The following is a 19,053-nucleotide window of genomic DNA, read 5'->3' as shown; positions in this document are numbered from 1 at the left end:
ATAATTACCATTTCATAACAACCAATGCCACTTGCATTAATCTTAAGCTCTCGGATGAAATTGTTTATAAACTTCTTTTAATCGAGTTTTACTTACATGAGTATAAATTTGCGTAGTAGAAATATCCGCATGCCCAAGCATTTCTTGTACCGCTCGTAAATCTGCTCCATTTTCGATTAGATGAGTCGCAAATGAATGCCGTAATACGTGGGGTGTAATTTCTTTTTTTATGCCTGCGTTCATAGCATGCATTTTTAGCAACTTCCATATTCCTTGTCGAGTTAATCTTTTTCCCCTTTGATTTATAAAAATTGCATCTGTCTTCTCAGCTATTTTTAGTAATTTCGGTCTAGCCTCATCCATATATTTCTGGCAAGCTCTAATCGCAGCACCACCAAGTGGAATAATACGCTCCTTTCCTCCTTTACCAAAGCAACGTACGAATCCCATTGTTAAATGTATATCTTCTAAATTTAAATTCAAACATTCACTTATACGCATTCCACTAGCATACATTAGTTCAAACATCGCTAAATCGCGAACACCTTGTGGTTTCGATATATTTATACTGGCTAATAAATTGTTTAACTCCTCAACTGAAAGAAAGTTTGGTAACTTCTGGTCCATTTGAGGAATTTCTAAATGTATAGTTGGATCCTGACGAGTCACTTGTTCTCGCAAAAGGAATTGATGAAAGGAACGAATGGAGGAAATATTCCTTGCGATGGACCTCGGACTTTTTCCATCCGCTTTCAACTTTCTAAGATGTACAATAATATGCTGACGATCTACTTCACTTAAACTATTTAATTGTTGTATGTCAAAAATATGCATTAAATAATCTGTTAAGTCCTTTTTATACGAAATCAGTGTATTATCTGCTAATTGTCGTTCAATACGCAAAAAATGCAAATAATCTTCTAACTGAAATAATCCATTTTTCATTTCTAACTACTCCCTATTAAAAAAAGGATAGCAAATAGCTACCCTTCAGTCTGCTGACAACGCTTTCCTACTTAGTCCCTCGAATGACCGATACTTTAGCTCAAACGGAGATTTTGCAATAAAAATTGTACTTTGTTTATTTATCTTCCTGGCAACGATGACAAATCCCGTGAAAAGTTAATCGATGGTCTTTAATAATAAAGTTCCATTTCCTTTCGACAATAGCTTCTACATCTTCAAGTAAATCTTCTTGTATTTCATCCACAGCTCCACATTCAATACAAACAAGATGATGATGGAAATGAGCAGCTCCTTCTTGTCTTAAATCATAGCGTGATACGCCATCTCCAAATTGAATTTTATCAACAACATTCAATTCGTTTAATAATTCTAATGTGCGATAAACTGTTGCAAGTCCAATGTCAGGTGATATCTCTCTAACTAGTAAAAATACATCTTCTGCACTTAAATGATCTTCTTCATTTTCAAGCAAAACTCGGACTGTCGCTTCACGCTGTGGCGTCAGTTTATAGCTCGCACCAGATAATTGTTTTTTAATTCGATCAATACGGCTTTCCATGTGACGCCTCCTTAAACTTCTTCTATTATACCAAATAGTGATTTCTTATGACAAGGGATTCACTTAATAATAATTATTAATAAGCATTAATTATTATATAGTATAAATGGTAATAAGAAGTATTCTATTATTACAATAATAATATAAAAGGATAGCGCAAACAAATTGACCCGATTTGCTAAGGCAAGAAGCAGAAGACAATATACTAACTGAAATGGAAACCACCAAAATACATATGGAAACGTAGAATCCTGTGTTTGAAGCAAATAACTGGAACAAAACCCGTAAAAAGTAATCTTGAAGGCACAGATGATTAAAATAAGTTTTCGTAAATAATGATGCTGATAAAATAAAAAGAACACAACAGCAATCATTAAATGAGGCAAAATAGTTTCTAGAAATGTAGGTTGTTCTGCTAATAGAACACGAGCGTCCAAGAGATGAATAATCCATTGCTGCTGCTCTGCTGTGCTTTTTTCAAATAGAATTAAACCCCCAATAAAGCTAAAAACTAGTACGCATAATGAAATGAAAATAGTATAAGTTTGGTTCAAATTGGAACACCTCCCTATCTATTTTCATCATATGCTTGTACAAAGTTACTTCATGCTTCTTTTAAATAATCTTTTAACCAAAGATAGGCAAAAGCTGTTTTCGCATCATATATTCTATTTTCTTCTATTAAAGTTTTCATTTCTTCTATAGATACATACATCAATTCAACAAATTCATCTTCATCTAGCGATGCTTTTTCAGTCATTTTTTCAATATTTTTGGCAAAATAAAGATGAATAATTTCATCTGCAAAACCTGGAGATGTAGCAAAGGTTTGAATATATTGTAGGTTTTTTGTTGTGTACCCTGTCTCCTCTTCTAATTCTCTTCGTGCAGTTACTTCTGGGAGCTCACCGGATTCTATTTTACCAGCAGGAATTTCTATAATAGAGCGTTCTAATGCCTTTCGATATTGTTCCACTAAAATAATCTTATTATCTTCTGTTATAGCAATAATAGCAACCGCCCCTGGATGTTTCACAATCTCTCTATTGCTAGTTTTACCATTTGGGAGTAAAACTTCATCAACTTGCAAGGTAATTACTCTACCACTGTATTTAAGATTAGATGCAATTGTTTTTTCCTCAAATTTTTTCATATTATATCTTCCTTTCGTTTGTAACTAACTAATACACATTGTAACATGTAGGAAAGGACGTGATAAAAATTGAGAAAAAGGAAATTAGGTAAAAGTGATATATTTGTTTCTGAAATTGGACTTGGTTGTATGTCGCTACCTACTAATAAACAAGATTCCAATAAGATTATACAATTCGCCTTAGATAACGGTATTAATTATTTTGATACTGCCGATTTATATGATAAAGGGGAAAATGAAAAGATTGTTGGTAATGCCTTAAAAGATAATCGAAAAGATATTATTCTCGCAACAAAGGTTGGCAATCGTTTGCATGCATCTGGTGAGGGTTGGTCATGGGATCCATCAAAAAAGTGGATAACCTCCGCAGTTCACGAATCTTTGAAACGTCTTCAAACAGATTATATAGATGTTTATCAATTACACGGGGGAACAATGGAAGATGATGTCGATGAAGTGATTGATACGATGGAATCTTTGAAAAAAGAAGGTTTAATTCGTGAATATGGCATTTCTTCTATACGACCTACTGTAATTGATCGATTTTTACAAAATAGCAATGCAGTTTCCGTTATGATGCAATATAGTTTGCTAGATAGAAGACCGGAAGAATGGTTTTCGTTGTTAGAAAAAAATGATGTTTCGTTATTGAGTCGTGGTACTTTAGCAAAAGGGTTATTAACTTCTGAGGGTCTTCATAGAGCGAATAGAACAGAAGAATATTTATCTTATACTAATGAAGATTTAGTTTTTGCAATTGAACAACTGCAATCATTAGATGCTCCTATTACTTCCGTAGCACTTCGTTACGTTTTACAACAGAAAGTTACAGGTTCTCTAATTATTGGTGCAAGTAGCAAGGAGCAACTTTTAGAATCTTTGGAAGCTTATGACCGGGCAGTTTCTAATGATATTCTCTTAAAAGCTAGTGAGATTACAAAGCGGGAAGTGTATAAAGAACATCGGTTATGAGAAAACCGTAAGTGCCATCAAGTACGTCTTGTCCTCGCTAATTCCTGAGTGCTTTGGACGAAACATTGGCTACACTATTACCGTTGGAATTTTTTAGATAGTGAAGTGACTGCGTCACTTCACTATCCACTTTTCCGGTAATCTTGTGGCGGATATTTGTCCTTCGCCCTCTTGGAATATGTGAAGACATATTGCTTTTAGATTGGATAATTAATGATAAAATCCTTTCTGACTCTTTTAAAAGCGTCCGAAGATACAATTTCGGACGCGACTTTGCTTCTTATAGATACTATCTATTTTTTGCTCCACATACAAATAGAAAAAACTACTACGCACCTTGAATACTGGATTCACATCCTACTGCATATATTTTCTTTTCTTTTAAGAAAAACTCAAAAAGCCCTTTAAGTGCATCTCGTCTTTTCTATTTCTCGAGGGCTTTGGACTAACATCAACTACACTATTACTGTTGGAATTTTTGTGAATCGTGAAGTGACTTCGCCACTTCACGATCCATTTTTTCGGTAATCTTGTGGCGAATGTTTGGCCGTCGCTCTCTTAAAATGCGTAAAGACATAATGCATTTAGTTTGGATAATGGAAGATATTGATGTTTTATTAGTTCAATTAACACTAACAGTTATGGTAATTGGAAGTAGTAACAATAGGTAGCTGCTAATGTTAAAGAAGCGCTGAGCGGACGAAATTGTTTTAATTATTGTAATTGAACAACTGCAAGCATTATCACAACGTAATAAGGTTTACAATTTTTTCTTTTTCATTTTTTTTAGTTTCTCGGTGTATGACAAAACATGATTTTTCACCTGTTCCTTTTCTTCTTCTGTCATATTAATTAGTGCAAAACTATCTTGCTTATTGTTAGGTAATAGGATTGTGGAAGGCTTTTGAACTTCTTCTTTCAAGTTATCACCATGTACTACATTGGTTACGTAAGAGATGGTATGATAAGTATGCTTTATTTCTGTTTTTATATAATTACCTTCCGTATCATAAAAATCTTCGATGGATTTAATATCTGCTTTAAGATAATTTTTTCCTTCCTGCATGTTGGTTATTGCATTCACTTTTTGGTATCCTGTAATTTCAGACAAACCTGGACCTGGACCTACTGATTTGCCAAATGTTTCTACTATAAAAGCCTCAACATGCTCATTTTTTTCAACATGGCCGCAAGCGAATAATAAGAAAACAGGAATTGTAAATAAACTTATTTTTAAAATACGAAAGATCACTATGCCCTCCATTCCCTTCTATCCTTAGATTAAGCTGCTTTCGTTATCCATTTTCATTATTATTGTTGGTATTTCTGATAAATCGTCCACAATATAATCTGTTTCAAATGTATCCCACTGAGAATCTTTTTTCCAAATAGCTTTCATCCCTACATATTCGGATGCTTTCACATCGTTTTCTGGATGGTCTCCAACAAATATGGTTTCTCTTGGTATTACATTAAGGCGCTCTAATGCTCGCTCAAATATTTCAGGGTTAGGTTTTTTGATGCCTTCTGTTTCTGATACTAGAATGGTATCAAAATACTTCTCGATTTTTAAAGCCTCTATATTATCCATTTGAAACTGTCCAAATCCATTTGTAATCATTCCTAAAACAAGGTTTTTCCTTTTCAAATCTTCTAACATACTATGGAGATTAGAAAAAGGAACGCAAAAGTTTTTAAATTCTTTTATATAATCTTCCAATAAATATTCCCAATTTATAGAGCTTATTTCGAATTCTTCTACTAGTTGCTGATACACTTTATCTTTCCAAACATAACCATGGCAATCTAATTCTATGAATCTTGATAGAAACTTTTCTTTTGGTATATGAACTAAATCTCTCTCCAATCGTTCGTATTGATCATTAATAAATCTTTTTACCGACTCGTCACGATCTAGTAAAGTTCCATCTAAATCAAATAAAACAGCTTTAATCATTTTTCTTCTCTCCCCTCAATTATCTATCGAAACAACGAAGCTTTGCTAATTAGTTCATCCTTAGATACTGGCTTTTGTGTGTATTCGCTTTCCTATGGAGCGTTACATCGACGCGCCAAATCTATTCATTTGAAGTAAAAATTGTTCAAATAGTAACAATAATAAATACTAATTTAGAATCTTCAGTACCTTCAAAAAAATTAGTATTTTCATTATATAAATTTTACCATTATTGATAAGTAGTTGTATACAAAGGGATATATTAGTTTTCATTGCAACTGCAGACTCACATCAATCAATATTATTGATAAGGATATTTTCATAAAATTTAAAGCTAATATATAACAAAACCCTGATCTGAACCTCATAGAATTTCAACCTTTTCATGGCATAGTACTATTTTACCCTTTAAAAATAGACCTATCCGCAATTTAACTGCGAATAGGTCTTTCATTAAAATTTTGAACCGCCAAATCCATATTCATCGAGTAGTTCTTCAAAGGTTTTGTTTTTTTCTTTTTGCTTTTTCTCAAAAAGAAGTTGTGCTTGTCTTTCTTCCTCTTTCTCTTGCTCTGCAGCCACTAGTTGTTTCTTTGTTTCCTTTAGTTTAGCAAGCACATCAGATGAAAGTTGATCGAAAAGACCATTTCCCTCTTCTTTTGTAACAGCAGGTTTTACTGGTTGTCTTTGTTTTTTCTTTGCCACAAATTTCACCTTCTTTAATTATCTTTTAACAATAGTGGCTACTCCTTGGCCACCACCGATACAAAGTGTCGCAAGCCCTGTTTTTGCATCTTGTTTCACCATTTCATGAAGTAAAGAAACAAAAATACGTGCTCCACTTGCACCGATTGGATGGCCTAAAGCAATAGCTCCACCATTTACGTTTAGCTTATCATGATCAAATGAAAGCTCACGATCTACTGCAATCGATTGAGCAGCGAAAGCTTCATTTGCTTCAATCAAATCAATATCTGCAAGTGAAATCTTTGATTTGTTTAATACTTTTTTCACTGCTTCTACTGGTCCAATACCCATTACACTTGGATCGACACCTGCTGATGCATTTGCCACGATTGTAGCTAAAGGTTTTAAACCTAACTCATCTGCTTTTGCTTTTGACATAACAACTACAGCCGCTGCTCCGTCATTAATACCAGAAGCATTTCCCGCAGTAACGGACCCTTCCTTCTTAAAAGCTGGACGAAGTGCACTTAATTTTTCTTGTGTTGAGCCTTTTTTTGGATATTCGTCTGTATCAAAAACGATTGGATCTCCTTTTCGTTGTGGAATTTCTACTGGTACGATTTCATCAAAAAATTTTCCTGCTTCGATTGCTTTTGCTGCACGAGCTTGAGAACGAGCTGAAAATGCATCTTGTTCTTCTCTTGTGATGTTATATTGATCGCATAAGTTTTCAGCAGTAATTCCCATATGATAATCATTAAATGCACACCATAATCCATCGGAAATCATACTATCCACTACTTTTTGGTCTCCCATTCGAAAGCCATCTCTAGCATTTTTCAATAGATAAGGAGCTTTGCTCATATTTTCCATTCCACCAGCTACAATAATTTCTGCATCCCCAGCAATGATTGCTTGTGTTGCAAGATGGATTGCTTTAAGGCCAGATCCACATACTTTATTGATAGTCAGTGCCGGAATAGCAACTGGTAATCCTGCTTGGATAGATGCTTGTCTTGCTGGATTTTGTCCGAGTCCCGCTTGAAGTACATTCCCCATAATGACTTCATCCACTAAATCTTTTGAAACCCCCGCTTTTTCTAACGCTTTATCAATTACTATTGCACCTAGTTTAGTAGCCGGTACATCTTTTAACGCCCCTTGAAATGACCCAATTGCAGTTCTAACTGCACTAACGATAACTACTTCGTTTGACATGTTATTTCCTCCTCATAATCCCCTATTATAAAATTCCTTTTGCCGATTGTACCCTATTTATTCTTTAATTTAAATTCGTCGAAAAAAAATTAAAGTTTGCTTGTTTAACCATCCATTCCTTACAATATAGTTGGAGGGATGATTATGTTTAGTTTACCAAAAAAAGTGACAATTATCGAGGTCGGTCCAAGAGACGGATTACAAAATGAGAAAAACGAAGTACCAACGGGGGTAAAATTAGAATTTATCGAAAAGCTTCAATTAGCTGGTGTGGAAGAGATGGAGTTAACTTCTTTTGTATCACCAAAATGGGTACCACAAATGAAAGATGCCAAAGAGATTGTTGAAAGGACCAACAAAATAGGTAGACAATTTGCATTAACACCAAACGAAAAGGGCGTAGAACTTGCAAAACAAGTAGGGGTCAATAGTTTTGCTGTTTTTGTAGGTGTATCAAATAGCTTTAATAAAAATAATATTAATAAAACAACAGATGAAAGTATGATTGGGCTTAAACCAATTGTTGAGTCACTATTAAAAGAAGGTCATTTTGTTCGAGCTTGCATTTCTACTGCTTTTTATTGCCCATATGAAGGTGCAATTGATCCTATAAAAACAATAGAATTATGTAAAGAATTTGTCTCTTGGGGTGTAAATGAATTGAGTGTTGCAGACACTATAGGTATGGCTAACCCACAAGAAAGTTATTTACTGTTTGAATTACTTAAAAATGAGTTTCCAACAACTCTAATTACAGCTCATTTCCATGATACTAGAAAAATGGGATTGGCTAATATCTTTGCAGCCCTTCAAGCAGGAGTTGATCGTTTCGATAGCTCAGCTGGTGGCTTAGGTGGTTGCCCTTTTGCACCAGGAGCAACAGGAAATGTAGCAACTGAAGATGTTGTGAATATGCTACACCAAATGGATATTGAAACAAATATTAATCTTGAATTATTTGTAAAAGCTATTGATATAATCGCACCTTTTGTTTCAAGACCAATTGAGACCGGGATGTATAAACTAATTAAAAATAATTAGGGGTTGATGCGATGAAAAAACGTGTAATTATTTGGACGAGTTTATTAACAAGTATTTTAACAGCTGCTACTACAGTCTTTGGCTATTTAGTAACAAATAAGCTCATGTATATGAAGAAAAAGGAAGATGACTTTATATTAAATCGTGAGATAACATCTAAACGCTTAGACGAAGCCTGGTTTCGTGAAGTCAACAAAACCGAAAAATGGATTGAATCGAAAAACGGTTATTCACTTAAAGCAATCTTTGTCGAACCATTACAGACAAATAATTACGTTGTTATTTGTCATGGAGTAACTGAAAATAAAATTAATTCACTTCGATTTGTTCGAATGTTTGAACGTTTAGGATTTAACAGTGTTGTGTATGATCACCGAAGACACGGAGATTCTGGTGGAAAAACAACTAGTTTTGGTTTTTATGAAAAAATAGATTTGCAATCCATTTTAGAAGTTGTTCGTAAGCGAGCTGGAGAAAGTGCTATTATTGGAATTCACGGAGAATCGATGGGCGCAGCAACGACACTACTGTATGCAGGATCTATAAAGGACGATGCGGATTTTTATATTTCTGATTGCTCATTTTCAGATTTCGAAGACCAAGTGTTGAATATTATGCGACAAACTACTCCACTTCGTTCAAGTTTAGCTATTAGATTTGCTAATTTATTTTTAAAAATGCGTGATGGGTATACTTTAAATTTAGTATCTCCTATTGATGTAGTCGATCATATAGAAAAACCCGTACTTTTTATCCATAGTTTACAAGATGATTTCATTCTCCCTAAAATGACGGAAGAATTGTATGAGAAGAAAAAAGGCCCAAAATCATTAAAACTATTCGAATTAGGGGCTCATGCCAAATCCTTTAATGAAAATAGTGAGGAATACGAACAAGTAGTTGCAGACTTCTTACAACAAAATAATTTACTCAATAAATAAAAGCACTCAAGAATGAGTGCTTTTATTTATTTTGCATTTTATTCATTTGATTCATCATTTGTTTTACTTGTTTTTCAGAAGGCTTACGTCCCATTTGAGCCATCATCATACGAAGCATTTGTTCATTGATAGGTGGATTTTCTTTTAAATATTTCATCATATATTTACGTGCTGCAAAAAATCCAATTACTGCACCACCGATTAAAGCAACGATTACAATAATAATCCAGATCCAAGTCGCTAACATAATTTCTCCTCCTTTACGTTCTTGTCTACGTGTACAAGACACCACTGAAAATTATACTATAGATTCTTAAAGCATACTATATAATTTCAAATAAAAAAGCAATTCGAATACTTTTGTTTACAAGTATTCGAATTGCTTTTATATATTTCTTATTTTTGTAGTAAGTTTTTCATTTTAGAAACGACATTTTCAACTGAGAAACCGTATTCTTTCATTACAATTTCGCCAGGAGCACTAGCACCAAATTTGTCGATTGCGATAACATCTCCCTCAAATCCAACATAACGATGCCATCCTAGTGAAGATCCCATTTCGATAGCTAGACGTTTTGTTAAATGTGAAGGAAGTACTGATTTTTTATATGCATCATCTTGTTGCTCAAAAAGATCCCAAGATGGCATAGATACTACTGAAACTTGAATTCCTTCATTTGCAAGTGCTTTTTGAGCTTCAACTGCAAGACTTACTTCTGATCCAGTTGCTAGTAGAATTGCTTCTGCGTTTGCTTTTGGTGAAACGATATAAGCTCCTTTTGAAACGCCTTCGCTTGCTTGTTCTACTGATCCTTTTAGGGTCGGAAGGTTTTGTCTTGAAAGTACAAGTACAGTCGGATGATCTTTTGAAGAAACTGCAAGCTTCCAAGCTTCATTTGTTTCAATAGCATCTGCCGGACGGATTACAGACAATCCTGGCATTGCACGTAAAGAAGCTAAATGTTCTATTGGCTCATGAGTAGGTCCATCTTCACCAACAGCAATACTATCATGTGTAAATACATACGTTACAGGAAGTCCCATAAGAGCAGATAAACGAATCGCTGGTCTTACATAATCACTAAATACAAAGAAAGTACCACCGAACACATGTAAACCACCATGTAATGCCATACCGTTAAGGGCAGCTCCCATAGCAAATTCACGTACACCAAACCAAATGTTTTTGCCTTCATAGTTTTCTGCAGAAAAATCTCCTGCATTCTTCATCGTCGTTTTGTTAGAACCAGCTAAATCCGCACTTCCTCCAAAGAATGAAGGAAGGTTTTGAGCGATTGCGTTAATTGCATCACCTGATGCAGATCGAGTTGCATGAGAAGTACCTTCTTCGTAATCCTTCATAGCAGCATCAAAGTTTTCAGGAATCTCGCCGTTAATCGCTTGTTTTAATGTTCCAGCAAGCTCTGGGAACTCAGAGGAATAAGTATTAAATTTCTCATTCCAAGATTTTTCTTCATCAACACCTAATCGATTAGAAGCAGCTTTAAAAGCTTCATACACTTCTTCTGGAACATAGAAATCTTCCTCTGATGACCATTGATATGCTTCTTTCGTTAATAGTGATTCTTCTTTTCCAAGTGGCATACCATGTGCATCTGATTTACCAGCTCTGTTTGGTGAACCAAATCCTATTACAGTTTTAACTTCAATTAGGGTTGGTTTATCATTTTGAGCTTTTGCTTTTTCTATTGCAGATGAAATTTCCTCAATATCATTTCCATCTTGGACTAAAATATAATTCCATCCATAAGATTCAAAACGTTTCTCCGTTTTTTCTGAGAATGATTTATGCAGGTCACCATCTAAAGAAATATCGTTACTATCATAAAGTACGATTAATTTATCTAATTGCAAATGTCCGGCAAGAGAAATTGCTTCAGCTGCGACACCTTCCATTAAATCTCCGTCTCCACAAAGTGCAAATGTGTAATGATCAACAATATTATAGTTTGGACGATTATATGTAGCAGCTAAGTGTGCCTCTGCCATAGCCATTCCAACAGCCATTCCAATACCTTGTCCAAGAGGGCCAGTTGTAGCTTCTACTCCTGCAGTATGACCGAACTCTGGATGTCCTGGTGTTTTTGAATTCCATTGACGGAAGTTTTTAATTTCTTCCATTGGTAAATCGTACCCACCAAGATGAAGTAAACTATATAAAAGCATAGAACCATGTCCCGCTGATAAAACAAAACGGTCACGATTGAACCAGTTCGGATTATTTGGGTTATGGCGTAAATGTTTTGTCCATAGCGTATATGCCATTGGTGCAGCTCCCATTGGAAGACCTGGATGACCAGAGTTCGCTTTATCTATTGCATCAATTGATAAAGTACGGATTGTATTAATTGCAAGTAAATCTGTTTGTAATGACATTAGTGACATCCTCTCGAGCTAATTTTTTCTATACTTCTAGTTTAGACAACAATGTATGCATTATCAATGGTTTCGTAATGATTAGTTAATTCAGAAATTTCCCTTTTTTAGCTTGTTGTACTTTAAGTGGCGTCACATCATTACCTTCAATGTCAACAACTTTTACACTCTCAATTGTATCTCTCATCGTTGTGCGAAATGTCTCTAAATATTCTTTTCTTAATGCACTTTGTTCTTTTGCTTCCTCAATAGACAAGCCAGCCGATTTTGATTTTCTTGAAAGCTCACTTATTCGTTCAAGTTTTTCTTTACTTAACATATTATTCACCCTTTAAAATTTATTCTTATTTAAAGGTAAGGAAAAAACACACAGAGTGCAAGCCTTTAACCTCCGTGTGCTTCAATAAATTCAATATATCTTCTATGAACTGTTGCTTTACTTATTTCAAAACCTAATCCTTTTAACGTAAAGGTAATTTCTTCATATGTTAAACCAGCATTGCGCAATCTTACTATTTCTTGAACCGGAATATCAATCCGCTCTCTGCCTTCAGGGTTACCTAGAGTTTTTAGATTCCTCTCAGGACGAAATCCTTGGGAAACCGCACGCTTCATTCCCCGTTTAATTTTCGCATTGTGTAGTTTTCGTTGATATTCTTCAACAAGGGCAAGAATTTCTAATAACATGGAGTCCATCTCATTCAAATTTAATACACCTTTATCTTGTAAAGTAATAACAGAAGTATTTGTTTTTTGAAGAAGATGTAATACTGCCATTCGTCCATTTCCGCGTCCAATTCGAGTCTCATCTTGTACAAATACAGCATCTATTGTCTGTTCTTTGATAAATGATAATAAATCAAGCAATCCATCTCTTTCAATATCATAGCCACTATGTTTATCTATAAATACTCTTTTTACTTCATACCCTTGAAGAACAGCAAATTGAATTAATTCTTCTTCTTGTCTTGCTAATGAAGTTTCTTGCGTTTCTTTCTCTGTGCTGACACGACAATAAATTACTGCTTTCATTGGCTTATACCTGCTAGCTCTGTAGAATGATCAAGATTAACCTGATTTGACCTATTTGGGATAATAAGTATGTCTCCTGCTTTAATATGTGCTGAATGTAAGTTGTTTAATGCCATTACTTCATTAATCCAATCTGCTTTTGACTTATCTGAGCCAAACTTATCGGCTAATTCCCATAAAGAATCTCCATGTTCAATTATAATAGGATAGTCATGTTTTTCACCACTAGAATTTATAAATGCAATTGTCATTATAAAAGATAAACTTAATCCCAAAAATATAGTTAGAAAATAATTTTTTTTAAGTAGTTTCATTCAAAGTTCCCCCGTTTTAGAATATCTGTTCGCTTTATCTATTTTCATATTAAAACGAACACATGTTTTTGTCAATACCTTTTCAGAACCTATGTTTGCATATTGGATAAGAGACTGATATACTATAAATAAGAATGAGAACAACGCTTATTATTATTTAAAGAGGTGAAGGTATTGAAGAAAGCATCTAAAAGACAAGAAGATATTTTAGCTTTTATTAAAGAGGAAGTAAGAAAAAAAGGTTATCCACCTTCCGTGCGTGAAATTGGCGAAGCAGTTGGACTAGCCTCAAGCTCAACTGTACATGGTCATTTGGCTAGGTTGGAAAGCAAAGGTTTAATTAGAAGAGATCCTACTAAACCTCGTGCAATTGAAATACTTGACAGTGTTAATTCAATAATAGAAAAACAAGGAGTTGTTCACGTACCCTTAGTTGGTAAAGTAACAGCTGGCCTTCCTAATACAGCAATTGAAAATGTAGAGGAGTTCTTCCCACTTCCTGAAACGTTTGGAACATCTGATGATAACCTTTTCATGCTTGAAATTATGGGTGATAGCATGATTGAAGCGGGTATTTTAAACGGAGATTATGTAGTTGTAAAACAACAACAGTCAGCTAATAATGGTGAAATAGTTGTTGCTATGACAGAAGATGATGAAGCTACAGTAAAACGTTTCTTTAAAGAAAAGTCTTATTTCCGTTTGCAACCTGAAAATTCTACAATGGAGCCGATTATTGTCAACCAAGTATCTATATTAGGTAAAGTAGTAGGAGTTTATCGTCATATTCAATAGACACTCGGCAACTTGACATAATCTACTATAATACGTATTATGAAATAGAGCCGATATCATATCTAAACGAAAAGTGGACATTTTCGTTTAGATCATCGAAAAAACCCCTTTACCTTTATGGTTGAGGGGTTTTTATTTATGATTTCATTCAATATTTGATACAAAAAAACGTATTTCATTTAGAAAAAAGATTTATGTTAGATAGATAATACAATTCTTAATCCAGCATCTCGTATAAACCAATAAAAATTAGTATGCCACCTGAAATAGTTATAGAATATTTACCAATAAATGTTTTATTTAGTAACAAACCAAAATGACTTCCAATACCAACGGTCAAGATTGAAAAAAAACCTATAGAAATTACAGTCCAAATAGCTGATATCCCACTTGCTCCAATTGCAATTCCACTTATTAAACAGTTCACAGATAATATAAACCCTAAGCTAATTGCTTCTCTAACAGAAATAATATTATTTCCATCTTTATCAATTTGTTCTGTTTTTTTGGCTGTATCCTCGTTAGAAAGTATACTTGATAAAATAGTCCATAGACCGATTATACAAAGTAAGGAACTCCCCAAAAGGTTTGCATGTAATATTGGAATATAGTTAGTGATAATTTCTCCACTTACAACTGCAACATAAGCGACTACCATTGAAATAATCGCTATTGTTACATTTGAAAAGATAGGTATTTTAGTTTGTTTTATTCCGTAGGCCAAACCTATTCCTAAATTGTCTAAATTAGCTGCTATCCCTATAAGGATAATAGTTATCCAATGCATTTTATCCTCCCCAAGACCTTTGATCTCTATTTAAAAGGATATGCAGGATTTTTTTTTTTGTTAAAAAAATTTTTATTTTCGATGCTTTGATTGCATAAAAAACTCCTTCAACCATATGGATGAAGGAGTACTTTATTTCACTAAAAACACAATAAACGGTTTTTGCATCTATTGTTTTTAGAATTCTTTATACTTCAATTTCATTACCATTTAAGATTAAACGATAGGCTATTTCAGCCTTCAAGGATGCAGATACAGCACAATATTTCTCTTCTCCTAATTTAATTGCACGTACTACTTTCTTTGCGTCAATATCTCCTCTTACATCGAATAATAACGAAGCAGCAGTAAATGCAGTTGGCAATTCTTCTCGTCGAGAGCCATCTACTTTAATTTCTATGGACTCAATTTTATCTAAATGTGGCTTTAATATCATTGTAACGTCAATTCCAATACAACCCGCTAGTGAACTGAGTAGCATTTCAGTAGGTGTTGGGGCATTGCCTTCGCCTCCATAATTTGGCGTTGCATCCATATACATTGGATATCCTGATGGACCTTTTGCTTCAAATGCACGTCCTCCTTGCCATTTTGCTATTACTTCCATTTTTATCAACCTTTCTTTTCTTAGAATTCTTTTACTTTTGCTAAAAATTTTTGCGCACGTTCTGTTGCAGGTTGTGTAAAGAATGACTTTGGTTCTGCATCTTCGATGATTTGTCCATCCGCCATAAACAAAATACGATTAGCTACATTTTGGGCAAAATTCATCTCATGTGTTACGATGACCATCGTCATTCCCTCATCAGCTAATTCTTTCATCACTTTTAACACTTCTCCAACAAGTTCAGGATCTAACGCTGATGTTGGTTCATCAAATAACATAATTTGTGGTTCCATTGCTAGTGCACGAGCAATTGCTACACGTTGTTGTTGTCCACCTGATAGTTTAGAAGGATAAACATCTTCCTTTTCTTGCAGGTCAACTCGTTTTAATAATTGGCTAGCTATTATCTTTGCTTTTTCCTTCGACTGTTTCTTAACGACAATTAATGCTTCCATTACATTTTCAATAACTGTTTTATGCGGATATAGGTTAAACTGCTGAAAAACCATACCAGTATCTTGACGTATGGCATGAATTGTTTTTTGGCGTACCTTTTTCTTATCAGTTGCTCGTAGTTGATGATCATTAACAAATATAGTTCCACTTGTAATCGTTTCTAGTCCGTTTAAGCAACGTAAAAGAGTACTTTTTCCAGAACCACTTGGTCCAACGATAGCGACAACTTGATGGGCAGGAATCGTCAATGAAATATTTTTTAACACCTCATGCTTATCAAAGCTTTTGGATAAATCATTAGTTTTTATCACGATTTTACCCCCTTAATAAATCGATAATCGTTTCTCAATTTTATTCAATATAAATGTAAATACTGTACTCATTATCCAGTACATAACCGCAATAGATAAATAAAATGGCATGTAGACGTAATATTGCGCGACTAATAACTGGGCAGAACGTAATAACTCTGTTACAGCAATAACCGATACTAATGAAGTTTCTTTTAACATCCCTACAAATGTATTACCAAGTGGAGGTATAGCAATGCGAATTGCTTGTGGAATGACAATACGTCGAATAGCTTGAGCCTCCGTCATTCCCGTCGCAAGTGCTGCTTCAGTTTGTCCATTTGGCACCGCTTGAATAGCCCCACGGAATGCTTCTGAAACATAAGCACCGATATTAATACTCAGAGCAATATAAGCCGCAGTGAGTGCTCCTAATTCAATGCCATAATCAACAAGACCATAATATACAATGACGATTTGAACAAGTGGCGGCGTTCCCCGAATAATCGATACATACACTCTCGCTATTGTACGAAAGAAACGATTGCCCTTTAAACGAGCAATCGCTGTAATTAAACCGATAATTAAGCCGAAAAACATAGATACCACTGTAATTAATAATGTATAGTAAGCCCCTTTTAGTAAAAAGGGTAAATTATCAATTACTACATCCATGGAAACTACCTACCTTCTTTACTCGGCCTTTGGTTCTTCATCAAACCATTTTACGAAGATTTTTTTATACGTACCGTCTTGTTTCATATCAGCTAATGCTTTATTTAAAGCATCAACTAATTCTGTATTCCCTTTTTTAACAGCTACTGCAGCTTTGTCGGATTTTATTGGTTCACCAACAGTTTTCACTTTAAATCCATTTTCTTCAATTATAGGTTTTAGTGCATATACGTTATTAATTGTCGCATCTACACGACCTGCATCTAAATCTTTTAATGTTGTAATGACATCATCGTACGTATTGATTTTAAAGTCTCCTACTTTAGGCATTAAATCATTGCGTAAAAATGCTTCATCGTTCGTCCCTAACCCTACAGCAATTTTCTTCCCTTTGAAATCATCAACTGATTGAATAGTTGTATTGTCCTCTTTTACAATTACTTTCACATCATTCGTAATATAAGGTTCAGTAAAATCAATTTGTTTTTTACGGTCTTCTGTAATCGTTACTTGGCTAACCAAAATATCAAATTTACCTTTTTGTAATCCAGGTATAAGTCCAGAAAAGTCCTGTGCAACAAATTTTGGTTTTACACCTATACGATTCGCTAATTCTGTCGCAATATCAACATCAAAACCGTCGTATTCTTGACTTTTATTCATGAAATTATAAGGTGCATACGTTCCCATAATCCCTATTGTTAATTCCCCTTTATCTTGAATAGCCTTGAATGAATTTTTATCGCTTTCTTTAGTTGAGTTATTACCACATGCCCCTAATAACAAAGCTGTTGTCGCTGCTAATGCCAACAAAATTTTACTCTTCTTCACTTTCTCTTCCTCCTTAATTAATAATCCAAACAAACTAAAAAAGATCAACCTGAACAGTTTTTACAACAATTTAGTCTAAATCTACGTTTGATGATAGAACCTAAAATTGTATTGTTATCGCTCTATCTAAACAAACCACTCTGGCTTCAATCTTGCATATCTGCTCTCCTGATTCATTAGTCAATTAAATCCTATTAGAATACTAGAGTTTAGTCAACTAGTCTTACTTATTCAGATTTTTCCACCGATTCTTCTTATTTATTACCAAAATAACGACTAAACAAGCATAAATCTTTTACTGCATTAAAATTAACTTAAGGACTGTATTTTTTATTTCCTATATGATTATTCCCAAGAATCATCTGTAAAAAACATCAATTAGTATCAAAGTATTTTTACATTTTATTCCTTCATCATTTCACCAGAAAAAAAGACCCATCCAAAGAAAATAGGCCCATTTCATTAATAACTTATTTATATTATTCAATTGTTCTTACCTACTTCCCGAATCTTTACCTTTAGTGCTTTTATCATTCAACTTTTATTTAAGTTTTTATAAGGCTGCTAGTGTAATTTGCCTTACTAATCCATCATAGCTTCAACAGTCGCTAGTCCTTCAATTCCGTCCAATTGTGAGCTGATTCTCCCTTCGCATGGTTTAATAAACAACATATATTCCCTCCTTTCTATTCTTTTAATCCGAATGTACACACTTATGCTTCACTCATTACTATAAAATGCAAAGAACTACATAATCTCATACACGTTTAGAAAATAAATACCTCTATTGTTTCATTTGTACAAGATTCATTTACCAAATTCGAATCATATTTTAGAAAGAGAGGTGACATTAAATTGAATTATCAATCTGGACAGCAAGTGACAGATTCCCGATTAATCGCAAATATTATTAAGGCAATAAACGGAGAATATACTTCTATATATTGTTACGAACAATTAGCTAATCAAGCACAGAATAGTGACGTAAAAAATCAAATTCTTGAAATCAGAAATGATGAGATTAGACACTATCAAGGGTTTGCACAAATTTATACATCCCTTACTGGATATCAGCCAACTCCGAAACTGACAAATCAATGTCCTCCTGATTTTAGAAATGGAGTAGTCGCTGCATTTAAAGATGAGCAGGATACTGTAGACTTTTATCACGAAGTAGCCAGGGAGACCCCAAACCTATTTATCAAAGATCAATTTCAGCAAGCTTCGTTTGATGAACAAAATCATGCTGTTTGGTTTTTGTTTTTTATGAATCACAGTTAAGAAATAGAAGAAGCAAAGAAATGATTGCAGATCAACAATTAGTTATAAACAATCTTGAAGAAAAAATAAGAATATTCACTCATGCTGTTAATGG

At 34.1% G+C, this 19,053-nt stretch carries 23 protein-coding genes; 5 read left to right on the top strand and 18 right to left on the bottom strand.

What is annotated here, in order from left to right; genetic code table 11:
* Positions 1-42: 42 nt before the first annotated feature.
* The 4 genes from xerD to ACFVR1_RS02610 form a co-directional block, all read right to left on the bottom strand.
* Entirely contained in the window at positions 43-945 is a 903-nt protein-coding gene (xerD, locus tag ACFVR1_RS02625; protein ID WP_387580014.1) for a site-specific tyrosine recombinase XerD, read from the bottom strand.
* A 136-nt stretch (positions 946-1,081) separates the two neighbouring features.
* Complete coding sequence (fur, locus tag ACFVR1_RS02620) at positions 1,082-1,525, bottom strand: ferric iron uptake transcriptional regulator (protein ID WP_387580012.1); 444 nt, start codon at positions 1,523-1,525, stop codon at positions 1,082-1,084.
* A gap of 86 nt (positions 1,526-1,611) precedes the next feature.
* Entirely contained in the window at positions 1,612-2,079 is a 468-nt protein-coding gene (locus tag ACFVR1_RS02615) for a hypothetical protein (protein ID WP_387580009.1), read from the bottom strand.
* 50 nt (positions 2,080-2,129) lie between these two features.
* Positions 2,130-2,678 (bottom strand): NUDIX hydrolase, encoded by a 549-nt coding sequence (locus ACFVR1_RS02610; RefSeq protein ID WP_387580007.1) that lies wholly within the window; start codon positions 2,676-2,678, stop codon positions 2,130-2,132.
* Positions 2,679-2,747: 69 nt separating this feature from the next.
* Here ACFVR1_RS02610 and ACFVR1_RS02605 point away from each other — a divergent pair, with 69 nt between their 5' ends.
* Positions 2,748-3,650, top strand: a complete 903-nt coding sequence (locus tag ACFVR1_RS02605) for an aldo/keto reductase (protein ID WP_387580004.1) — start codon at positions 2,748-2,750, stop codon at positions 3,648-3,650.
* Between the two features lie 760 nt (positions 3,651-4,410).
* Here the strand turns inward: ACFVR1_RS02605 and ACFVR1_RS02600 are convergent.
* From ACFVR1_RS02600 to ACFVR1_RS02585, 4 genes are all read right to left on the bottom strand, one after another.
* Positions 4,411-4,902 (bottom strand): hypothetical protein, encoded by a 492-nt coding sequence (locus ACFVR1_RS02600; protein ID WP_387580001.1) that lies wholly within the window; start codon positions 4,900-4,902, stop codon positions 4,411-4,413.
* Between the two features lie 24 nt (positions 4,903-4,926).
* A complete protein-coding gene (locus ACFVR1_RS02595; protein ID WP_387579999.1) occupies positions 4,927-5,607 on the bottom strand; it encodes an HAD family hydrolase in 681 nt (226 codons plus the stop codon).
* A gap of 453 nt (positions 5,608-6,060) precedes the next feature.
* Positions 6,061-6,312: a YqkE family protein gene (locus tag ACFVR1_RS02590; RefSeq protein ID WP_387579996.1), complete on the bottom strand. Its 252-nt coding sequence runs from the start codon at positions 6,310-6,312 to the stop codon at positions 6,061-6,063.
* A gap of 18 nt (positions 6,313-6,330) precedes the next feature.
* Positions 6,331-7,512 carry an acetyl-CoA C-acetyltransferase gene (locus ACFVR1_RS02585; protein ID WP_387579993.1) on the bottom strand — a complete coding sequence of 394 codons (1,182 nt, stop codon included), beginning with the start codon at positions 7,510-7,512 and terminating at the stop codon, positions 6,331-6,333.
* 144 nt (positions 7,513-7,656) lie between these two features.
* Here ACFVR1_RS02585 and ACFVR1_RS02580 point away from each other — a divergent pair, with 144 nt between their 5' ends.
* Both ACFVR1_RS02580 and ACFVR1_RS02575 read left to right on the top strand, forming a co-directional pair.
* A complete protein-coding gene (locus ACFVR1_RS02580) occupies positions 7,657-8,553 on the top strand; it encodes a hydroxymethylglutaryl-CoA lyase (RefSeq protein ID WP_387579991.1) in 897 nt (298 codons plus the stop codon).
* Between the two features lie 11 nt (positions 8,554-8,564).
* Positions 8,565-9,494 carry an alpha/beta hydrolase gene (locus tag ACFVR1_RS02575; RefSeq protein ID WP_387579988.1) on the top strand — a complete coding sequence of 310 codons (930 nt, stop codon included), beginning with the start codon at positions 8,565-8,567 and terminating at the stop codon, positions 9,492-9,494.
* Between the two features lie 22 nt (positions 9,495-9,516).
* On the opposite strand, the gene ACFVR1_RS02570 is transcribed toward ACFVR1_RS02575, so the two are convergent.
* From ACFVR1_RS02570 to yneA, 5 genes are all read right to left on the bottom strand, one after another.
* Complete coding sequence (locus tag ACFVR1_RS02570) at positions 9,517-9,741, bottom strand: YneF family protein (RefSeq protein ID WP_387579985.1); 225 nt, start codon at positions 9,739-9,741, stop codon at positions 9,517-9,519.
* A gap of 149 nt (positions 9,742-9,890) precedes the next feature.
* Positions 9,891-11,891, bottom strand: coding sequence for a transketolase (gene tkt, locus ACFVR1_RS02565; protein WP_387579983.1), 2,001 nt, complete (start codon positions 11,889-11,891; stop codon positions 9,891-9,893).
* A gap of 85 nt (positions 11,892-11,976) precedes the next feature.
* Entirely contained in the window at positions 11,977-12,210 is a 234-nt protein-coding gene (locus ACFVR1_RS02560; RefSeq protein WP_387579980.1) for a DUF896 domain-containing protein, read from the bottom strand.
* A gap of 65 nt (positions 12,211-12,275) precedes the next feature.
* Entirely contained in the window at positions 12,276-12,923 is a 648-nt protein-coding gene (locus ACFVR1_RS02555; RefSeq protein ID WP_387579977.1) for a YneB family resolvase-like protein, read from the bottom strand.
* A complete protein-coding gene (gene yneA / locus ACFVR1_RS02550; RefSeq protein WP_387579975.1) occupies positions 12,920-13,237 on the bottom strand; it encodes a cell division suppressor protein YneA in 318 nt (105 codons plus the stop codon). Before yneA ends, ACFVR1_RS02555 begins: the two co-directional genes overlap by 4 nt.
* A 174-nt stretch (positions 13,238-13,411) precedes the next feature.
* Here yneA and lexA point away from each other — a divergent pair, with 174 nt between their 5' ends.
* Positions 13,412-14,032, top strand: coding sequence for a transcriptional repressor LexA (gene lexA / locus ACFVR1_RS02545; RefSeq protein ID WP_387579972.1), 621 nt, complete (start codon positions 13,412-13,414; stop codon positions 14,030-14,032).
* A gap of 217 nt (positions 14,033-14,249) precedes the next feature.
* Here lexA and ACFVR1_RS02540 read toward each other — a convergent pair whose 3' ends face one another.
* The 5 genes from ACFVR1_RS02540 to ACFVR1_RS02520 form a co-directional block, all read right to left on the bottom strand.
* Positions 14,250-14,819, bottom strand: coding sequence for a manganese efflux pump MntP (locus ACFVR1_RS02540; protein WP_387579969.1), 570 nt, complete (start codon positions 14,817-14,819; stop codon positions 14,250-14,252).
* Positions 14,820-15,006: 187 nt separating this feature from the next.
* On the bottom strand, positions 15,007-15,426 hold the full coding sequence (locus ACFVR1_RS02535; RefSeq protein ID WP_387579967.1) for an OsmC family protein: 420 nt from the start codon (positions 15,424-15,426) through the stop codon (positions 15,007-15,009).
* A gap of 20 nt (positions 15,427-15,446) precedes the next feature.
* On the bottom strand, positions 15,447-16,193 hold the full coding sequence (locus ACFVR1_RS02530) for an amino acid ABC transporter ATP-binding protein (RefSeq protein WP_387579965.1): 747 nt from the start codon (positions 16,191-16,193) through the stop codon (positions 15,447-15,449).
* Between the two features lie 12 nt (positions 16,194-16,205).
* On the bottom strand, positions 16,206-16,847 hold the full coding sequence (locus tag ACFVR1_RS02525; protein WP_387579962.1) for an amino acid ABC transporter permease: 642 nt from the start codon (positions 16,845-16,847) through the stop codon (positions 16,206-16,208).
* Between the two features lie 18 nt (positions 16,848-16,865).
* The gene (locus ACFVR1_RS02520) at positions 16,866-17,696 is read right to left on the bottom strand and encodes a substrate-binding periplasmic protein (RefSeq protein ID WP_387581197.1); all 831 of its coding nucleotides are present in this window, start codon (positions 17,694-17,696) and stop codon (positions 16,866-16,868) included.
* 837 nt (positions 17,697-18,533) lie between these two features.
* Between ACFVR1_RS02520 and ACFVR1_RS02515 the strand changes: the two genes are divergently transcribed.
* Positions 18,534-18,959 carry a ferritin-like domain-containing protein gene (locus tag ACFVR1_RS02515; RefSeq protein WP_387579959.1) on the top strand — a complete coding sequence of 142 codons (426 nt, stop codon included), beginning with the start codon at positions 18,534-18,536 and terminating at the stop codon, positions 18,957-18,959.
* Positions 18,960-19,053 lie beyond the last annotated feature (94 nt).

It is taken from the genome of Psychrobacillus sp. NPDC058041 (assembly GCF_042885655.1).
In the GTDB taxonomy this organism is placed as follows: domain Bacteria; phylum Bacillota; class Bacilli; order Bacillales_A; family Planococcaceae; genus Psychrobacillus.
The sequence above is the reverse complement of the archived record's forward strand: the minus strand, read 5'-3'. Positions and strand labels throughout refer to the sequence as shown.